This is a genomic window from uncultured Campylobacter sp., assembly GCF_938002845.1.
Lineage (GTDB): Bacteria > Campylobacterota > Campylobacteria > Campylobacterales > Campylobacteraceae > Campylobacter_B.
In genome coordinates this window covers 1-19,495 of record NZ_CALKZP010000051.1, presented here as the reverse complement: position 1 = coordinate 19,495, position 19,495 = coordinate 1, and the positions used below count along the sequence as shown (strand labels likewise).

Annotated in this window: 16 protein-coding genes; 5 read left to right on the top strand and 11 right to left on the bottom strand. The window is 46.8% G+C overall.

Translation table 11 applies throughout. From position 1 onward, the window contains the following. Positions 1 to 24: 24 nt before the first annotated feature. The 11 genes from Q0224_RS08515 to Q0224_RS08465 all read right to left on the bottom strand — a co-directional run bounded on the left by Q0224_RS08515 (position 25) and on the right by Q0224_RS08465 (position 14,171). Positions 25 to 708, bottom strand: coding sequence for a response regulator transcription factor (locus Q0224_RS08515; RefSeq protein ID WP_297950535.1), 684 nt, complete (start codon positions 706 to 708; stop codon positions 25 to 27). Positions 709 to 1,627: 919 nt separating this feature from the next. Beyond that, the gene (gene carA, locus Q0224_RS08510) at positions 1,628 to 2,746 is read right to left on the bottom strand and encodes a glutamine-hydrolyzing carbamoyl-phosphate synthase small subunit (protein ID WP_297950533.1); all 1,119 of its coding nucleotides are present in this window, start codon (positions 2,744 to 2,746) and stop codon (positions 1,628 to 1,630) included. Then, complete coding sequence (locus Q0224_RS08505; protein ID WP_297950531.1) at positions 2,746 to 3,297, bottom strand: DUF507 family protein; 552 nt, start codon at positions 3,295 to 3,297, stop codon at positions 2,746 to 2,748. The genes carA and Q0224_RS08505 overlap by 1 nt, the downstream gene beginning before the upstream one ends. A 91-nt stretch (positions 3,298 to 3,388) precedes the next feature. Beyond that, on the bottom strand, positions 3,389 to 4,639 hold the full coding sequence (locus Q0224_RS08500; protein ID WP_297950529.1) for an adenylosuccinate synthase: 1,251 nt from the start codon (positions 4,637 to 4,639) through the stop codon (positions 3,389 to 3,391). Next, entirely contained in the window at positions 4,636 to 5,499 is an 864-nt protein-coding gene (locus tag Q0224_RS08495; protein WP_297950527.1) for an ATP phosphoribosyltransferase regulatory subunit, read from the bottom strand. The genes Q0224_RS08500 and Q0224_RS08495 overlap by 4 nt, the downstream gene beginning before the upstream one ends. Continuing rightward, positions 5,496 to 9,569 (bottom strand): diguanylate cyclase, encoded by a 4,074-nt coding sequence (locus tag Q0224_RS08490; protein WP_297950525.1) that lies wholly within the window; start codon positions 9,567 to 9,569, stop codon positions 5,496 to 5,498. Before Q0224_RS08490 ends, Q0224_RS08495 begins: the two co-directional genes overlap by 4 nt. A 51-nt stretch (positions 9,570 to 9,620) precedes the next feature. Continuing rightward, a complete protein-coding gene (gene modB / locus Q0224_RS08485; RefSeq protein ID WP_297950522.1) occupies positions 9,621 to 10,310 on the bottom strand; it encodes a molybdate ABC transporter permease subunit in 690 nt (229 codons plus the stop codon). A 976-nt stretch (positions 10,311 to 11,286) separates the two neighbouring features. Beyond that, entirely contained in the window at positions 11,287 to 12,135 is an 849-nt protein-coding gene (locus Q0224_RS08480; RefSeq protein WP_297950520.1) for an ATP-binding cassette domain-containing protein, read from the bottom strand. Next, a complete protein-coding gene (locus Q0224_RS08475; RefSeq protein WP_005869698.1) occupies positions 12,122 to 12,514 on the bottom strand; it encodes a molybdopterin-binding protein in 393 nt (130 codons plus the stop codon). Before Q0224_RS08475 ends, Q0224_RS08480 begins: the two co-directional genes overlap by 14 nt. Continuing rightward, entirely contained in the window at positions 12,514 to 13,281 is a 768-nt protein-coding gene (modA, locus tag Q0224_RS08470; RefSeq protein WP_297950518.1) for a molybdate ABC transporter substrate-binding protein, read from the bottom strand. Before modA ends, Q0224_RS08475 begins: the two co-directional genes overlap by 1 nt. Positions 13,282 to 13,382: 101 nt before the next feature. Continuing rightward, positions 13,383 to 14,171 carry a TOBE domain-containing protein gene (locus Q0224_RS08465; RefSeq protein ID WP_297950516.1) on the bottom strand — a complete coding sequence of 263 codons (789 nt, stop codon included), beginning with the start codon at positions 14,169 to 14,171 and terminating at the stop codon, positions 13,383 to 13,385. A gap of 184 nt (positions 14,172 to 14,355) precedes the next feature. Between Q0224_RS08465 and Q0224_RS08460 the strand changes: the two genes are divergently transcribed. The 5 genes from Q0224_RS08460 to Q0224_RS08440 all read left to right on the top strand — a co-directional run bounded on the left by Q0224_RS08460 (position 14,356) and on the right by Q0224_RS08440 (position 19,441). Continuing rightward, positions 14,356 to 15,075, top strand: coding sequence for a VacJ family lipoprotein (locus Q0224_RS08460; RefSeq protein ID WP_297950514.1), 720 nt, complete (start codon positions 14,356 to 14,358; stop codon positions 15,073 to 15,075). Between the two features lie 2 nt (positions 15,076 to 15,077). Beyond that, the gene (locus tag Q0224_RS08455; protein WP_297950513.1) at positions 15,078 to 15,662 is read left to right on the top strand and encodes an ABC transporter substrate-binding protein; all 585 of its coding nucleotides are present in this window, start codon (positions 15,078 to 15,080) and stop codon (positions 15,660 to 15,662) included. A 23-nt stretch (positions 15,663 to 15,685) separates the two neighbouring features. Beyond that, a complete protein-coding gene (locus tag Q0224_RS08450; protein ID WP_297950512.1) occupies positions 15,686 to 18,442 on the top strand; it encodes an MMPL family transporter in 2,757 nt (918 codons plus the stop codon). A 338-nt stretch (positions 18,443 to 18,780) separates the two neighbouring features. After that, positions 18,781 to 19,116 (top strand): hypothetical protein, encoded by a 336-nt coding sequence (locus tag Q0224_RS08445; protein ID WP_297950511.1) that lies wholly within the window; start codon positions 18,781 to 18,783, stop codon positions 19,114 to 19,116. A gap of 76 nt (positions 19,117 to 19,192) precedes the next feature. Next, positions 19,193 to 19,441: a hypothetical protein gene (locus tag Q0224_RS08440; RefSeq protein WP_297950510.1), complete on the top strand. Its 249-nt coding sequence runs from the start codon at positions 19,193 to 19,195 to the stop codon at positions 19,439 to 19,441. Positions 19,442 to 19,495 lie beyond the last annotated feature (54 nt).

Sequence of the window (19,495 nt, the reverse complement as noted above, 5' to 3'; positions counted from 1 at the left end):
AAAGTGGCAAAAACGCGATCAAATTTAAGCGGGCTCAAGCTCGATCTTGTATCCCAGGCTCGGGACGTTTTTTATGATTTCGCCCCCCACTTTATCGCGGATACGCTTGACGAAGGTGCGAAGCGCCGTATCACTCACGGCTCCTTCAGTCCAAACATAACGCTTGATCTCCTCGTAAAGTACCAGCTCGCCCACACGACTGGCTAGCAGCGAAACAAAAGAAAGCTCCTTTTTAGTAAGCACGATCTGCTCGCCATCCTTCAGTAAAATACGACGAAGCCCGTCAAATACGTAGCCGGCACCCACATTTACGACTCGTACCGAGTCCAGCTTAGACTTCATCAGCGCGCTTATCTCTAGCACAAATGCGGCGATATCTACCGGCTTAAAGTAATACCGCTCGACGCCAATCTCCATAACGCCTTTTAGCTGCTCCTCCCTACTGAAGCCGCTAAGCACCACGATAGGGGCATGCGGAAAGATCTGCTTGATCTGGCGTATCATCGCTAGCCCATCCTCGATCGGCATTAGAATGTCGGTAATGACGAGATTAGGACTAAATTTTTTGAATTTTTTCACACCTTCAAGCCCGTTTTGGGCATTGTAAATGTTGTTAAAAATACCCTCAAACGCCTTATGCAGCGAGGCTAGTAATTTAGTATCGTCCTCGACTAGCAAGACGTCCAGCTCTTTTAAAGCGCAGCTCATAGCAGACCCCTCAAGGCGAAATTTCAAACGAAATTCTTTCAAATTTTCTCTTTTATTGAGCTTAAAATAATGTTAAGTTAAAAATTTAATTTCATAAAGTAACACAACTCTTATTTTAAGTGTAAATATGGGCGGGATTAAAAAAGAAGCATGAGTAAAAACCGCAGCCTAGGAGTGGGGCAAAATTTAAAATGACGTAAGCTAAATCTTATCGGTGCGAAAGAGATTTAAGAGCGGCTGAAAGTAAAATTTCAAAGCAAACGCAGGTAAAATTTCACTACGCGGCGGAGTGGAATTTTATTTTAGGCAAATGGCTTTTAGAGGGAAATGAAACGGCGCCGATAAGGTTTGAAGGGCAGGTATAGTTTATCAAAAACTAGGGCATAACTGGCAAAATTGCGTCAATAAGACTTTAACGGGCGGGCGACGTTAGATAAAATTTTACGGGCGACAGGGCAGCTTACTAGCGCAACTTTTGACGGTAACAAAACGGTTCGTCAAATTTAAAGAGCTTGAAGCCATACTAAATATACCGCAGGATCTGTTTTGAAAGGGCTAAGCGCACCAAGTCCAATTTTTAAATTTAAAACGCATGAAATTTAGCCGCGTGTACGCTTAAAAGCTAAGCGGATGCAAAAATCACACGAATGAAAAGCATGCGGCGCGGTAGCCAGTTTAAATTTAAAACCGCGACTAGCACAGATCGCTTCATCCAAAAAGCTTCTTAATCTAAAATCACCGCGGCAATCCTTAGTCCGTAAAAGCGTGCTTTGCGTACCGCTCCAGCCTGCAATTATCCAGGCTGAGACGAGTCTTAAATTCACGACGCAAAGACTGCATTAAAATTTAAAGCTTGTCGTAAATTTAAAATTTTACCGCGCGACCGCGGTAAAATTTCATGCAGGCAAAATTTCAAAAATCATAAAATTTCAAGAAATTCTTTGAAGATATACTTGCTCTCGGTAGGCCCTGCGCTGGCTTCGGGGTGGTGCTGCACCGAAAATACGGGATACTCCTTGTAGCGCACGCCCTCGATCGTGCCGTCGAAAAGATTTCGGTGCGTGATCTCGCAGATCTGCGCGATCGTTTCTGGGACGTTGTAGTTGTGATTTTGCGCGGTGATCTCGATCGATTTGGTGCGCAGGTTTTGCACGGGGTGGTTTGCGCCGTGCTGGCCGAATTTCAGCTTGTAGGTCTCATATCCCATCGCGTTGCTTAGCAGCTGATGACCCAGGCAAATTCCAAAAATCGGCACGCGCGCTTCGACCATCTTTTTGATCTGCGCGATCTCCTCTTTGAGCATGCGAGGCTCGCCAGGGCCGTTTGATAAAAACACGCCGTCGATCTGCCCCTCTTTAAATTTTGCGATCAGCGCTTCCGCTTTAACGTCGTGCGGGAAAACCTCGACGCCGAGCCCCAGATCGCAAAGCTCGTTGAGAATGTTTCGCTTGACGCCGTAATCGATCACGGCTATCTTTTTGCCGCAGCTTACGGGCTGAGCGTAGCTTCCGCGCTCGGCGTTCCAGCGCCCGGAGGTGTGCTTATACGGCGCCTTCGTACTTACGATGCTTACGTAGTTGATCTCCTCTATGCGCGCAGACTCGCTAAGCGCCTTTTTAAGAGCCGCCTTATCGCTGATCTCGGTAGAGACGAAGGCGCGCAGGCTGCCCTCGTCGCGCAGCATTTTAGTTAAAAATCTAGTGTCGATGTCGTAAACGCCGAATTTTCCGTTTTGCAGAAAATAATCCTCCAAGCTCATCTGTGAGCGGAAATTTGAAGGCTCGTTGTTAAAATTTCTTACGAAAATTCCGCTGGCGTGGATTTTGGAGCTTTCCTTGTCGTTTTCGTTGATGCCCACGATACCGATCTCGGGCATCGTAAAGATAATAAACTGCCCCGCGTAGCTGGGATCGGAGATGATCTCTTCGTAGCCCGTGGCGGAGGTGTTAAACACGAGCTCGCCGAATGCGCTGCCGCCTTTGCCGAACGCCTTGGCTTGCAGATAGATGCCGTTTTCTATATAGATATACGCGTTCATTACAGCATGCCCCGTTTTCTTAGCTCCTCTTCGTAGAGCTTTTCGAACACAAGCTCGTATTCTTCGGTACCTGGGATCAGTTTTTGCTTGTAGCCATCGATCTTTTCATAGACCGCATCCTCAATCTTTTGATAATTTTTAAGATATTCGTCGATCGCGTTATAAATTATCGTCTTTAGCCTATTTTCCGAGACTTTGTAATCGATCAAATTTTTCTTCCAAACGGTTTCTAAAATTTTATGCGATATGGTGCCGTAGCGATCCTCGAAATTTAGCTCGAAATTCTCATCGTTTGCGATGTGGCGCTTGATGAGCCAAAACATATCTTTTTTATTCACGCTCATCTCATCTAGCTCGCTTATGCGCTCATCTATCAGCTCGTTTGCGCGCTCGTCTATCGCTCTTTCTTTTTGCAGATCGGTCCTTATGATCTCGTCCGCTTCCTTGGCGACGGGTTCTATGCCCGCACCGAGCGTAACGCAGCCCGAGTTTAGCAGATCCAGCGCTATTTTATGCGCGATATATGGCACGTGTGGTAGTCGTATTCGCATGATCGTTCCTTTAAATTCAGTTCTATGAGCGGTCGCGCCGCCCGCGTTTGCAAACGGCGGAATTTTAAAATTCTTAAAATTCCGCCCGATTTTATAAAATTATCGTGTCGCTTCTTTCGGGACTGGTAGAGATAAAGCCCACTTTCGCGCCGCTTAGCTCCTCTATTTTGCGGATATAATTTTGCGCGTTTTGCGGCAGATCCTCAAATTTTGAAATTCCTTTGACGCTGTCCCAGCCCTGCATCTGCTCATAAACCGGCTCGGCAGCTTCCAAATCGATCGGAAAATAATCGATCTCCTCCCCCTTATAGCGATATGCTCGGCAAATTTTAATGCTCTCAAAGCCGTCTAAGACGTCAAGCTTCATCAGCGCGAGCTTGTCGATGCCGCTAAGGCGCACGGCGTATTTCGTAGCCACTCCGTCGAACCAGCCGCAGCGGCGCGCCCTGCCCGTCGTGGTGCCATACTCTTTGCCGATCTCGCGCATCGCCTCGCCTTGCGGACCCTTATCCTCGGTAGGAAACGCGCCGTTGCCCACGCGAGTGGTGTAGGCTTTTAAAATCCCCATCACCGTGCCGATATCTTTCGGCGCGAGCCCGAGCCCGCTGCAAGCCCCGCCCGCGATAGTCGTCGAGCTCGTGACGTAAGGATAGGTGCCGTGATCTATATCAAGCAGGCTTCCTTGCGCCCCCTCTACGAGCACGCGCTTGTCGTAATCAAGCGCTTTCCACAGCATGTGCGTGATATCTGCGATGTATGGCTCGAGCGCGCTTTTATAGCGCTTTAGCTCCTCGTAAATTTCAAGCTTGCTAGGAATTTTAACCCCCGCTTTTTCAAAAACGCTCTCATGCGAAGCAAAATCGCGCGATAGCGCCTCGGCAAGCCTTTCGGGCTCCAAAAGCTCCGCTACGCGGTGTCCCGTGCGCGCGATCTTATCGGCATACGCAGGCCCTATGCCCTTGCCGGTGGTGCCGATCGCAAGCTCGCCCTTGCTCTTTTCGCGCGCCTGATCGATCAGCGAGTGGTGCTGTAAATTTAAAAACGCCTTCTCGCTTATGAAAAATCTGCCCTTTAAATTTTCAAACTGCGCCATCTCGGTAATCAGCACATCGGGGTTGATCACGACGCCGTTTCCGATGATGTTGATGATATTTTTATGAAGCACGCCGCTGGGTACCAGATGCAGCGCAAATTTCTCGCCGTTTATGACGATGGTGTGGCCCGCGTTGTGCCCGCCGCTGCTGCGACATACGAAATCGTAATTCGCGCTTATCATATCTACGATCTTGCCCTTGCCCTCATCGCCCCATTGGGCGCCGATGACTACGTCAACTTTACTCATTTTTCATCCTTTTGCATAATTTTTTCTATCAAAGCATCCACTAGCAGCGCAAAGCCGCTGGATTTTAGCCCATCTATTTCGTAATTTCCGCCATTGCAATACACTGCGCCCGCGTCCAAAAATCTAAAAAATAGCGCGTCATAATAGCGCATTTTAGAGTAATACAGCAGCGAAACACGTATATCGTCGTAATCCACGCCTAAATTTAAAATTTCATCTAAGCAGGGCTTTAGCTCTTCAGGCACCTGCGCGCGCAGAGCCTGCACGTCCTTTAGCGACGTGGCGCGGGCCGTAGCGTCCAGCCAAGGCAAATTTTGCCCAAGCAGCGTCTCAATCTTGCCCTTTTCAAAAATCTCAAGCGGCAGGTTTAAAATTTCGCAGATTTTTTTCGGAATTTCGATATTGCTTAGCTGAAGCGCAGGCATAAGATCAAATTCTTTAAAAAATTCCTGCGCGATTTTGATCGCAAGGGGCAAATTTTTCTCTCCGATCAGCTCCGCGCCGATCTGATAAAACTCGTCACTTGGGTATTTGAAGGTCGGCTGGACGTAAAATAGCCGCCTTAGCTTATCGTCTTTCAGCCGTTTGCGCACGATACGCACGACGTCCACGGTGCTGTCTGCGCGAAGCGCGAGCTCGTGGTTCGTGGGATCGGAGAGCTTGAGAAGCTTTTGCGGCGCGACGCTTAGGTGCTGATGATATGAAAAATATGGCGTTAAAATTTCGCTAAAGCCGTTTTTAACGAGGATTTCGCTCGCTTTATTTTCCAGCTCGCGCTTGAGCTGCGCGCTCTTTCCGAAATACAGCCTCGAGCCGTTTGGTATCTCGTGATCGAAATCGGCGCTAACGCTATCTATCATGCTGCCTCCAAATCGCTTATAAACTTCTCTACTTGCGCCCTAAAGCCCGAGATGAAGCTTGCCAAAGCGAGATAATCAAGCGAAAGAATATCTAAAATTTGCTTACGTATTTCTGTAGTTAGCGCAAATCTTTCGCTGCCCGCGCTTTGAGTTTTATTTAAAATTTCGCCAAATTTCGTTTTAAAGCTTTCAAATTCTCCGGGGCTAAGCTCGCCTGTTTGGCTACGCGCGATAAAGCTTAGCGCCAAGTCCTTGTAATCAAGCGCGTTTAAAAAGCTGATAAACTCATCTTTGTCGATAGCTGCGAGCTTTGGCGTATCTTTAAATCGCGCGATGAAAGCGTCTATCTCTCTGCGATCAAGCGCTTTTGCAATAAAATTTCCCTGCAGATAGTTAAATTTCAAATTGTTTAAAAGCCGCAGCGATAGCGCATTTTCTACGCCTTGAGCACCTACTGCGAATCCAAACTCTCGCTTTAGTTTGCCCGTGATCTCAACCATAGCGCGGATGCCATCCTTTTTCTTGCCGATATTAAGGCAAAGGGCGCGATCGATCTTGATAAGATCGAAGGGCTGATTTGCCAAAAACTGCACGTTTTGCGCGTTTGCGTTATTAAGCGCAAATTTAATCCCAAGATCCGCGTAGCGCTTGCGCACGGGGATAAAACTTTGATAACTCTGCTCGCTAAAATCGGTAATCTCAAACATCAGCTCCCCACGCCGCTCGCCCGCGCTTCGCAATCTGCGCGCTACCAGACCGTAAAATTCGTCGCTTGCAAGCACCGTAAGACTCACGTTTATGGAGCAGTTTGCGCCCGTCTGCTCGTTAAATTCCAACATCTTGGAAAAGGCAAATTTAGATATCAAAAGCTCAAGTTGTGGCTCGCCGATGATAGGAAAGAAATCCTGCGGCAGTAAAACCCCTAGGCTGCCGCGCTTCCAGCGCAAAAGCAGCTCGTAGCCGTAAATTTGAGCTCCGCTGATTATCGGCTGATAGAGCGCGAAAAACTCGCCGCTCTCTATCGCCTGTCTAAGCCCCGCTTCGCTCATCTCATCATCGGTAACGGGGGCGTTTTCAAAGATAAAATAGCGGTTTTTGCCGCTCGTTTTAGCGCGGTACATCGCCCTATCAGCGCGCGATAAAAGACCGGAAAAATCGATCTTTTCGCTGCCGTCGTAAAACGCCGCGCCCACGCTGATGCTAGCGCTGATCTCGTTGCCTTTAAGATTAAATTTCATCTTTGAAATTCCAAGCAGTCGCTGCAAAAGCATATGCGCGGCCTGCTCGTCCTTCAGATCGCCGATGATGGCGCCGAACTCATCGCCGCCGAGGCGCGCCAAGATATCTCCCTTGCGCAGCAGCCCGCTCATCGCCTTTGAGATCGCTTGCAAAAACATATCGCCGACCTCGTGCCCATAGGTGTCGTTGATCGCCTTAAAGCCGTCAAAATCTATGAAAAGCACCGCCATAAGCTTGGAATTTTCGCCCGAGTTTGCCGTAAATCTCTGCGCAGCCTTCATAAAATATACTCTGTTCGGAAGCCCGGTAAGCGCGTCGTGGTGGGCGATCTTGGCTAGCTCGCTCTCTTTTTGCTTTATCTGCGAAATTTCGGTAAACATCAGAATGAAATTTGAAGTAAGCGAAAAATCATCCTTTATCGCGATCGCCGTAAATAACGCAGGAAAGGTGCCGCCGTCCTTTTTTAGCCCGTAAATTTCATCTTTATAGGAGGTCTGTTTGCCAACTAGATTTTTTCTAATCCTCTCCATCACGTCTGCCCCGCCCTCTGTAGGAGCGAAGAAATTTGGAATTTTGCCGATAGTTTGGCTTTCGCTATAGCCGGTGATTTCATAAAAGGCGTTATTAGCGCGCAGCACGCGACCACTCTCATCTGTGATTAAGATCGCCTCTAGCGAGCGCGAAAATACGTTAGCGTTTAAATTTAACTCCAGCTCCGTCTGCTTGCGCGAGCTGATATCTTCGAGCGTAGTTTTTACAAGGCGCGAGCGAGAGCCGTGCTTTTCGGTGACGTAGCCTTGCATACTGATCCAAGTATAGGCATTAGCGGCATTTCGCAGACGGAATTCGCAGCTAAAATCGCTCCTAAGCCCGGCGGTACATTCGCGGATCATTTTATTGAAATTCTCTAAATCCGCGAAGTAAATTTCATAACTAAACTCCCCAAAGCTCATCGCAGTATTTAGCCTTTTGCCGCGATATTTTAAAATTTTAAAGTAATTTTTATCAAACGACAGCGTCTGCGCGTCAAGATCGATTAAGCAGGTACAAAAATTCCTAGTCTCGATTACGGTGCGGTAAAAGTCCAAATCCTCCTGCAAGCCGCGGATCGCCTTAACATCGTCATCGATATTTTGAAAATAAAACGCAGCCCTGGCGGCGGACTTTTTGACATAGATGCTCACTTCGTAGCTATAGCGGATATTGTCATTGTGGCGAATTTTATAGCTTTGAGAAAAGCTTAGCTCTTCTGCGGGCATATCGGCTAAGCGGTTTAAAATTTCATTTTTAGCCTCATTCGCATCCTTTTCATCCAGCAAATCCCATAGCCTTATCTCGCCGCTTAAAAACTGTGCCGCTTCGTAACCCCAAAGCTCTTTTATATTTTTACTAGCATCTACGATCTTGCCCGAAGTGTAGTCAAACACGAGCGTAACGATAGGCGCGTGATTTAAATACTCATATTTTTGCTTAGTTTCATCGTAAAATCTGCGATATTTTGACGCATCCAGTACCACAAAAAGGGTTGAAATTTTACTTCCGTCGCGGATATAAGATTTTTTAACATAAAGATCTTTGACGCCATTTTTGGTCTCTTGGCGGGTTACGACATAGTTTTCTTTGACATAGTTTGCGCGCTGGGTTTGATAGGCGTGATCGTAAAACGAGCCTGCTTGCAGCGCGAATATATTCCGTCCTACGACGTCATCGCCGTAAAGCTCGCGTGCGCCGTTGCTAGCGCTTTCGATCGTGCCTGCGACGTTATCGATGCTAAGCACCGAAAGGGAGCTATATTTTAGCGCATCTTTAAAGCTAAGGCTAAAATCGCCGTGGCGCAAATTAGACTTCAAAACCTCGTCTATGGATTTAGAAATTTCTAAGACGGAGCTTAGCGGATTTAGCGCTTCTATATCGCGAATTTTGGAGTGATAATCTCCTTGGCGCAGAGCGTTTTGAACTGCTGCAAGTGGGATAAAAACGCGCTTTTTTAAAAACGTAAAATTTGAAATTAGAAGGATTAAATAAGCTAAAATCACTGCTGCTAGCGCTACGACGATAAAATCGTCCGCGCCCAAAAAATAGCCGGCTCGTTCGCGAGCCATTACGAAATTATCCCCAAATTTCGCAAGATATGCAAAGCTTAGCCCAGATTCGTCTTCAAAGCTTACCACTTCGCCTAGGCGCGAAAAATCAAAATCCTGCCCCAATATATCGGTTACGCTGCCAGGAGCGTTAAAGAATTTGCCTTCGGCATTAAAGACCAAAATATCTCCCAGCGAGGAGAGCCTGGCAATCGGCCTAGAGGTGTTGGCAAAGCCTAGCAGATACGAATCGGCATTTACGCGCTTGATCAAAAAATACCGCCACGCCCCGTCCATCATCATATAGCGCGATACCCATTCATCCTTTTTTAGCTCGCTTGTGATATCCGCAAGCCGTATCTCACCAAGATCCGAAATGCGCCCATCCGATGAAAAATGTGCTAAGCTCTCCTGTTCCGCGCCGCGGGCGCGCAGATAAAAAATAGCGTCAAATCTATGAGAAGATTTTACGACATTGCGGATCAAATCCGCATAAAGCTCGCTTTGCATAGCTTCGTGCCTTGCGTCTAAAGAAAGGATAGTTTCTTTTAGAATTTCAAGCTCGCTAAAAAGCGACTCGTCGGTATTTTTAAGTAAAGTAATCGCCGTGCGCGTCCGCAAATCAAGCTGCGTAGCGATCCTAGTGCGCAAAAAGCTAATCTCGCAAACTACTACAAGCGTAAGCAGCGCAGCGCCTAGAATCAAGGCGGCGTTAAATCTTTCGGTAACAAAGTCTTTTTTGTTTTTCATGCCAAATTCCAAATTTTGCGGGATTTTAGCAAATTTCGTTTTAAAGCCGATTTAAGCTTGTGTTTTTGCGCCTTTTGCGCCCAAAAAATGCATGATCAAAAGCACGGCGAAGCTAAAAATAAGCATCAGCGCCGAATATGCGTGAGCCTGCGCAAAATCGAGCGTCTCGGTCGCTTCGTAGATCGCGATGGAGGCGACCTTGGTCTGCTCGCTCACGCTGCCGCCGATCATCAGCACGACGCCAAACTCGCCCATCGTGTGCGCAAAGCAGATCACCAAAGCGCTAAGCAGGGAGTGGCGAATTGCTGGCAACGCGACGCGAAAAAGCTTGGAAAAATAGCTCTTATCTAGCGAATCGCACGCCCAAAAAAGCGAGCGCGGAAGCGCACGGAAGCCCGAAACCAGCGGCGAAAACATAAACGGCAGCGAGTAGATACAGCTCGCGATCACAAGCCCGCTGAAATTAAATACGAGTCTAAGCCCGAAGTGTTTGTCGAAAAACTCCCCTAGCACCGAATACGGCGATAGAAAAACTAGTAGATAAAAGCCTAGCACCGAGGGCGGCAGCACCAGCGGAAGCGAGATGATCGATTCGATCACGCTTTTGCCGCGGAAATTTTTTCTCGCCATAAAAAACGCAAGCGGCACGCAGATGATAAACAACGCGAGCGTCGTTAAGCTCGCAAGCTTTAAGGAGACGAGAAACGGCGTGTAATCGAGCCCCTTTAGAATTTCAAACATTTATCCTCCGAGCCGAGCCGCTGGGCCCAAACTATAAAATTTTAAAAGCCTAGCTCTGCTTTAAAATTTAGAGGCAAAGCTGGATAGAATTTGCGCAAACCTCATAGTCATAAGGCTTTGCAAAATAAAATTTTAAAAATTCCGTGCAAGCTAAAGAGAGCGGAATTTATAAAAGTGCTTGGCCAATAAATTCCTTCAAGCGTGCAAATTCCGTCAGGCATTTAAACTCTACTAAGCTGGCGGTTCTTTAAGACCACGAATTTTGCCGAGCTAAATTCCAAAAAGCTTCGCTTGGCTTTAAAACTTGAGCGGACAGGATTCATCTGAGCGCAAATTTCACGAAAAATATAGCTAAACGACGCCCTCCGAACGACCTAGCGAAATTTCATTGAGCCCGACAAGACGAAATTAAAATTTTGCATAAATCTAAAAAACCGGGTTAATGAAAACCTGTCATAGCTCATTAAGCGAGTTTAACGCGCAAGCTTCGAGCCGTTAAAGCTTTTAAAATTTCAAAGCCACAAAATCTAGACAAAATTCCAAATCTAAACTTTTAAGTTTTTACGAAGCTTCACATTAAATTTTTACCAAGATCGCATGATAGAATTCACGCAACTCCTGCCGAAAAAGTAAGCTAAAAGCCGCTAAATTTAAAAATAAACCCACCACGCCAATTAATAAATTCAAAGAAGGAATTTAACGGCGCCTGTCTGCGCAAAATCTAAAATTTAAGCTTACTTTCCCCACGCTATCTAGTCTTGCATTGTAATTTTGCTCTAGCCTACGTTTAAATTTTGTGTTTCATGAAAATCTAAGCGCGATGCGAATGAAATTTTAAAATCTCACCGTATTTTGCGGGCAAATCTAGCTAAAATTTCGCAAAATCCCTCGTCTAAATTCCATAAAAGCCTGTATTTAAATCTCTAATCTAGTTGAAGTTTCCTACTTAGGCGCACCTAAAAGCTTGTCTGCAAGTTTAAATTTTACGCAGAGTGATATTAAAGGCTTTGGCACCCGCTTTGACCTCATCGCCTACTTGCAAGCCATCGGCTTCTGCATTGCTTAGCACCACTTCGCACAGCTGGCTGCCGATCGCTACGACAGCCACTTTGACCCCGTCGCGTGCTTGCAAATCAACAATCTTGCCCGCGAAAGAAAACTTCTGTGAGCCGCTAGTTTTAAGGAAAATTTCCTCCGGCGTACCGGTGCGGACGATCCTGCCGTCCTTCATCTCATAAACCCGCTTGCAAAGCCTATAAATCTCGCTTACGTCGTGGCTTACCAAGATCACGGTCTGATGAAACTGCTCGTGGATCTTTAGTAAATATTCTTGGATTTTTTCGCGCATCGTAAAATCAAGCGCCGAAAGCGGCTCGTCAAGTAGCAAAATTTCAGGCTCTTGCATCAGTGCGCGAGCAAGTGCTACGCGCTGCTTCTGTCCGCCGCTAAGACCCTCGACACCAGATTTTGCAAACTCGCTAAGCTCTAAAATTTCAAGCAACATTGCAGCTTTTTGCGGATCATTTCTGGCAAAAAGTAGATTGCCCGTCACGCTCATATTCTCAAAAAGTGCGTAGTCTTGAAATAAAAAGCCGATCCTGCGCTTGCCCGCACTTAAGAATTCATTGCCTTCTTGTAGCACGAGATCGCCATCTTTTATGCTACCACTATCTGCGCGCAAAAATCCAGCCAAAATGCGCAGCAGTGTAGTCTTACCGCTGCCGCTGCGCCCATATAGGCACACAAACGAGCCTTTGTTAATCTCTAAGCGAGCATCAATCGAGAAATCATCACTGATTTTTTTCTTACAATCAATCGTTATCATATTTTTCTATATATATCGCAGTGGCGTTAATGTATGCGAAAACCTCGTCGCCCTCGCGTAAAGCAAGCTCCTGCGCAGAATGCGCGCTAATGAGCACATCAAAGCTTATCTTGCCTTCAAATCTAAGCGTGCATAGAATTTCACCTAAGCTTAGGCTCATAATCTTGCCGTGAATTTCATTTTCGCTAGATACACCACTTAGGGCTTCGCGAGATAAAAGCACATCGGTGCTTTTAAAGCCCACGTAAACTTCGCTACCCACCTTAAGCTCGCTACTTAGCTGCAGAAATACGCCACGTAGCTTGATGCCGCCCGCGATAAATCCTACAGAATGGATGCCGTCTTTTTGTAAAATTTCGTTGATTCTCGCTCTAATCATTAAAACTCGTATCCGTATTTAGCAAAGATCGCCCTGCCCTTATCGCTTAGGATAAAATCATAAAACGCCTTGGCTTCGGCATTATCTTTGGCGCGGTTTAGCACGACCATGCCTTGAGCTATCGGCTCGTAGAGTTTGGTATCGACCAAGACGAAATTTTCGCCCTGCTTGCAAGGCTTGCCGTTGCAGCCGTCCTTCGCCATCTTAGGCGCATACATCGCGCTAGCCGCGATAAATCCGACGTCGGAAGCCTTAAGTGCTTGCGAAAGAGCCTCGCCAATCGATTTTGCTTCTACGATTTTGCCTTTGATCTCGTCGTAAACTCCCACTTTTTGGAAAGCCTGTACGCTTGCGGTGCCGTAAGGAGCGGTCTTTGGATTTGCTATGGAAATCGTTTTAACGCTAGGGTCTTTTAAAGCTTCAAGCCCCTTGCTAAGATCTACACCGCGCACGCTAAACATCGCCACTTTGCCTTTGGCGTAAGTTTTGGCAGGCGCCGTCGCAAAGCCCTCTTTATACATATCGTCTGCAAATTTCATATCAGCCGCCATAAAAACATCAAACGGAGCGCCGTTTTTGATCTGCGTGCTAAGCGCACCGCTCGCACCCAAGCTCACATTTAGCGTAGTTTGCGGATGCAGCTTGACAAATTCCGCCTTGATCTCGTCAAACGCATACGTCGTGTTCGCAGCGGCTGCGACGCTGACCTCGCCTGCGCTTAGCGCGCCTGCGGTTAAAATTCCTAAAAGCACTGCTTTCAACTTCATTTTATGCCTTTCGTTTCGGCTCTCACCGAGAATTGAATTGTATCTAAAATTTTAAATTTACGCCTTAAATTTTAAAATTTTGCGCACCCAATTTCACCCTATTACGCGCCAATAATGATCTCGCTAGGCTCGATGATCGCCGTTACTTCATCTCCTACTCCTAGAGCCATCGCGGTGGCAGATTCTCGCGTGATGATCGCGGTGATGTTTTGATGCGAGCTTGTGCCTAGACAGATCTCTGCGTTTACCGCGCCGATTTTGACCTCGCTAATCGTGCCTTTGATTTGATTCGTCGTACTAAGTTTTAGCTTCTCCGAGGCTCCTTTGGCAATGATGACGCTTGGAGCTTTGAATAAAAACAGCACATCCTTGCCCGCCTTTAGCCCTAAATTTTTTTCGCTCTCTACGGTTACCGTCGCGCATAAAATTTCGCCACCTGCGAGTTTAGCCGTGATTTGAGAATTTACAGCGCCTGTTTGAACATCCGTAATCTCAACGCTTAGCTGATTGCGTGCAGAAAGCTTCATACCGATCTTCTCTAAGCTTAAAAGACTCTCTTCAGTGATCTCATCAAGCTTTAAAATTTCACTCAAAAACGTCTCGCCCGCGTGGCTGATAGCATCATAAGCGCGAATCAGCTTGTGAGCGTAAGGGGTAAGCTCCGAGCCGCTATTTTTCTTTGTGCCTTGAGTGCGGACGATGAGCGGCTTTTTGCTCGCGTTGTTGATTAAATTTAGCGCGTCCCAGCCGTTTTTATACGACACTCCTACGATCTCTGCGGCCTTTGTAATACTTTTAGTCTCATCTACGGCCTTAAGCAGCTTAATGTGCTTGGCTAAAAGCGATGCTTTGTTGCCAAGCAGGAATTCCAAAGCAAATTTTGCGTCCATTTTCATCCTTTCTTATTTACTTTCACGTGATTTTATAATATATCCTCTGATATATTTCTTAAAGAGCTGCAGGCTTTATTCTGCGATATAAAGAGGGAAATTCTATATGAAATTTTACCTTTATTGACAAAATTTCTTTAAACTTGTAAAATCGCCACTTTGATTTATAAAGAAGGGTCACAATTTGAAATTTATAAAAATTATATTCTTAGCCGCGGCATTGGCACTTTGCGGTTGCTCGCAAAAGCAAGACGTAGCACCTAGCGATACGGATGGTTTTGACGAGGAGTTTGCCAAGCGCGAGGTTTTCGATCCGCTTAGCGGCTATAACCGCGTTATGACGAGCTTCAACGACGTATTTTACTCATACATATTAACCCCTGTAGCCAGCGGCTACGATTACGTAATGCCCGATCCGATCCAGGGCGCGTTTTCAAATTTTTTCTATAATATTTTATATCCGATGAGGCTCGTAAACAACCTATTGCAGGGTAAATTTGAAAATTCTTGGGATGAGACGAAGCGATTTTTGATCAATTCGACCGTCGGCTTCGGCGGGCTTAATGATATGGCAGGCAAATACTACGGAATTCCGCGCCACGACGAGGATTTCGGGCAAACGCTCGGATATTGGGGCGTTCCGGCAGGTCCGCATATCGTCTGGCCGATTTTGGGACAAAGCAATCTCCGCGATACAGCGGGGCTTGTCGGAGATTATTTTTCAAATCCGATAAACTATATTAAAGATAGCACCGTTCGAAACTCCGTCAATGGATTTAGAATATTTAACGATTACTCGCGCGATCCGAAATTTTATGAAAAAATGACCAAAGATGCAGTGGATCTATATCCATTTTTACGCGATGCTTACGAGCAAAATCGCGAGAAATTAATAAAGGAATGAAAATGAAAATTTTAAAAGTTCTAGCGCTTTGCGGAGCGCTTTTGATTTCGGCGCACGCTATTAGCGATGCGGATATCGAGCCTGTGATGAGCCAAAAGGTCGCCGAGGCCGTAAGCATCATGCGAAGCAGCACCCCGAAAGACGCAAAGCCCGCAAAAATTTTTGCGCTTTTTGACGGCTATTTTGATTATAAGATGATGGCGAAGCTCTCCCTTGCGAAGCATTACGCAAGCCTTAGCCCCGCGCAGATCGCAGAATTTAATAAGGCCTTTGAAGCGCATCTAAAGCGCTCGTTTATCGAAAAGCTTTCGCTTTATACCGATCAGGATATGAAGGTGCTAAGCAAACAAAGTCCGAGCGATAAGCGCCGCGTGCTAAAAACACAGGTCATCGGCGAGCAGAAAAACTACGACATAGATTTTAAATTTTATCCTAACGGCTCTGATTGGCGCATCTACGATGTCGATATCGTGGGCGTTAGCCTAATCCAAACCTATCGCTCGCAGCTAGGCGACGTAACGCAAAATTTGGGCTTTGACGAGCTTATAAAGCGGCTAAATTCGACCGTCATCAATAGCGGCGAATAGCGGCGCGCCCAAAAGAGCGGTATTTGAAAAAAATTTTTCGCCTAATCGTCGCGTTTCCGAAAATCACGCTTGCGCTGTTTACGGCGCTGGCGCTCTTTTTCGGATATTACTCCACCAAGCTCGAGATCGACGCTTCGAGCCAGACGCTTCTACTAGATAATGACAAAGACCTTCAAATTTGGCGCGAAGTATCCAAACGCTACGAAACGCCGAATTTCTTGGTGCTTGCATACACTCCCGCGGGCGATCTTTTAGCGCCCGAGACGATCCGCAAAATAGCGCAGATGGACGCAGCTTTTTCCAAGCTGGATTTCGTCGCTAGCGTCACGGACATCACGAATGTGCCGCTTTTGCTAAACAAAGGTGGTGGCATGAGCGAGCTGCTTAAGCACATACCCACTCTTACCGACGCGGACGTAAATTTAACCGCGGCTAGGCGCGAGTTTGCCACAAGCCCCTTTTACGCATCAAATTTAGTAAGCGCCGATTTTCGCACTACCGCAATTTTAATAAATTTAAAGCCGCAGACCCGCTACGAGGAGCTTTTGCGCCTAAGAGACGGAGCTAAAAGCGCTCTAGAGCAAGCAGAGCATGAGGGCAACCGCTCCAATGCCCAAATTTCACAGCTCAAAGATACGCTTAAAGCTTCGGAGCAAAATTTCAAATCCTATCGCGACGAGCTTCGCGAAAAAGATCACCGCGACATTGTGGCTTTGCGTGCGCTGATCGCGGGCTTTGAGAAGGAATTTGCGGGCGATCGGCTATTTTTGGGCGGACTAAATATGATCGCCGACGATATGGTAGGCTACGTCCGCTCGGATCTGGCGACCTACGGACTCGGCGCCTTGGTGCTTCTGCTAGCTTGCTTTTGGCTCTTTTTTAGACAGGCGAAATTTATCCTGCTGCCGCTTATCATCTGCGCGTATTCGGTCGTGCTTGCAGCGGGATTATTCGGCTTTTTGAGCTTTGAGGTCACGGTGATTAGCTCAAATTTCATAGCGCTTCAGCTCATCATCACGGTTTCGGTCTGTATCCACCTAATCGTCGCCTACCGCGAGTTTAGCGCGCGCTTTCACGCCTTTTCGCAGCGCCAGCTCGTTTATGCGGTGCTGCGCGAGCGCGCAAGACCCTGCTTTTTCGCGATCTTTACGACCGTCATCGGCTTTATGTCGCTAATTTTTTGCGATATAAAACCCGTAATTTCTCTGGGAATTATGATGAGCGTAGGCATCAGTATCTCGCTAGTTACGGCATTTGGAGTATTCGGCGCGGTTATGTCACTTCTAAGGCGCACGCACAATAATCGCAGCTTCGAGCAGCACTTTAAATTTACGCTTTGGTGCGCCGAAACGGCGCTACGCAGCAGAGGCGCGGTCTACGGCGTGTGCGCTGCGGCGGTGATCTTTGGACTATACGGTATCTCGCAGCTGCGCGTCGAAAACAGCTTCATCGGCTACTTCAAAAAAAGCACCGACATCCGCGCGGGTATGGAGGTTATCGATACAAATCTCGGCGGAACGATCCCGCTTGATATCATCGTTAAATTTAAAAGCACAGGCGGCGCAGATCCTGCTAGCGGGAGTGAAAATTCCGCAAGCGGTAGCGCAAATTTTAAGAGCGGCGAAAATTCCAATCCCGCGGGGCAAAATTCTATCGCGCATAATTCCGCTACTCAGAATTCTACCGCCACTGTGCAAAATTCTATTGCAGAAAATTCTATGCCCCAAGGCTCCGCTGCGGCAACACAGCCAAGCGACGCCGCAAATTCGGATCAAACCCGCGCCGCAAATTTAGAGCAGAATTCCACCGCGAGCGACGATTTTGGCGATTTCGAAGCCGAATACGCCGCCAACGAAAACAAGCCGCAGTATTGGTTCACCTCCGAAAAGATGCGTATCATCGGCAAGATAGACGATTTTTTGAAGGACAAAAACGTCACGGGGCATGAGTTTATCGGCAACGTAAGCTCGCTTGCGTCGCTTTTGAAGCTCGGCAAGCAGATTAATCAGGGGCGCGATCTGGACGATCTGAGCCTTGCTCTAATCTACTCTGAAATGCCGGCAAACTACCGTGAATTGGTGCTTTTGCCCTTTGTAAATATCGAAGCGAACGAGGCGCACTTTAGCGTCCGCACGATAGACAGCGATCCGAATCTTCGCAGGGCGCAATTCCTAGCCGATCTTAAGCGCGATCTGGACTCCCTGCTCGCTAAAGATAATGTCACGGTGCAGATTAGCGGCATAATGGTGCTTTATAACAATATGCTTCAAAGCCTGATGAGCTCGCAGATAGGCACTCTGGGTATCACCGTGTTCGTGCTTTTCGTGCTTTTCGTGATCATCTTTCGCTCCTTTTCATACGCGCTTATCGCGATCGTCGTAAATTTAATCCCGCTTTGCGCCTGCTTCGGCATTATGGGGGTTGCGGGCATTCCACTAGATATTATGAGCATCACGATAGCGGCGATTAGCATCGGTATCGGCGTGGACGACGTCATCCACTACATCTACCGCTATAAGCGGGAGTTTGCGCGCCTGGGCGACGAGGCCGCGGCAATCCGCGCGAGCCACGCAAGTATCGGATACGCGATGTATTATACGTCGTTTGCGATCATTTTAGGTTTTAGCGTGATGATGATGAGCAATTTCTGGCCTACGATCTACTTTGGGATGTTAATATGTCTGGTGATGAGCCTGCTTCTTTTGGGTGCGCTCATAATCCTGCCGTCGCTAATAATGAGCCGAAAGGGCTTAAAATTTAGCCTCTTTAAAGCTAAATAAATTTTATCTCGCTATAATTCCCGCATTTGGAGAGGATGGCGACCTGGTGGCGTCTGCGGACTTCAAATCCGATAGGAGGGCGGTTGACCGTTTTCCGGGGGGTTCGATTCCCTCCCTCTCTCGCCGAATTCTTTTAAAATTCCATCTTTAAATTTTATCTTTCACGCTTTTAGCCACGTACTTCGCGAATTTATCTCAATTTTCAGCTCTAAATTTATCCGTTATTAAACAGAGATGGATAGCATTGCTCGTTAACTTTTCTTGAAGGAGCGCGTATAAAATACGCATTAGGTGCTGCGCTTGCGGCATTTATTTTTGCAGGATGCGGCGATGACGATGTGGGGCTTGTGAAAAACTACACCCTGCCGGATTTCAAATCGATGAATATTGGTACGGCGATTGAGGGCTCGAAAATCTGCAAAAATATCGCCTGGAGCAAAGAGGAAAACGGCGGATTAAAGATGGTTAAGATGGTGTGCGACGTGGATGTAGAGCAGAGGCTTAAATCATATAAACAAGAGATGTTGGACTCGTCTTTAAAAAGGGTTATGACTTTTTATGAGGGCAAGGCTTACGACGCGCAGGGTTTGTTTAAGCTAGCAAAAGAACACTGCAAATTAAACGAAGCTAAATTTCAAGAAACACTTAAAAACCAAAGGCAAAATAGAATTTGAAGAAGAATGGAAGTCGGTCGATTGCGACGACAAACTAAAAGCGGAGATACTGAAAGAAAGCAATACCGAAATCTACATGGACTCTATTGTAGAGCGCTTAAAAGCAGCCATTTATTACTCGCAAATAACCGCAGAGCAATTGGACGCGAGCTTCGGACATAAAGAAGATGGGTTATCAAAGCTTGCTATTGAGCTAAATTTTATCGTAAATGAGGGTAAAAGCGTAAGTCTGTCTGATAAATTTAAACTTATCACGAACGGCAAAGAAGATCCCGTAAATAAAATGAAGTCAAAAGATGTTATAGCGGGCTTCTACGAAAGATAGTAAGCGCCCTGTCTTGCGGCTAAATTTTATGAAATTTTAAAATAGGCTGTTTTA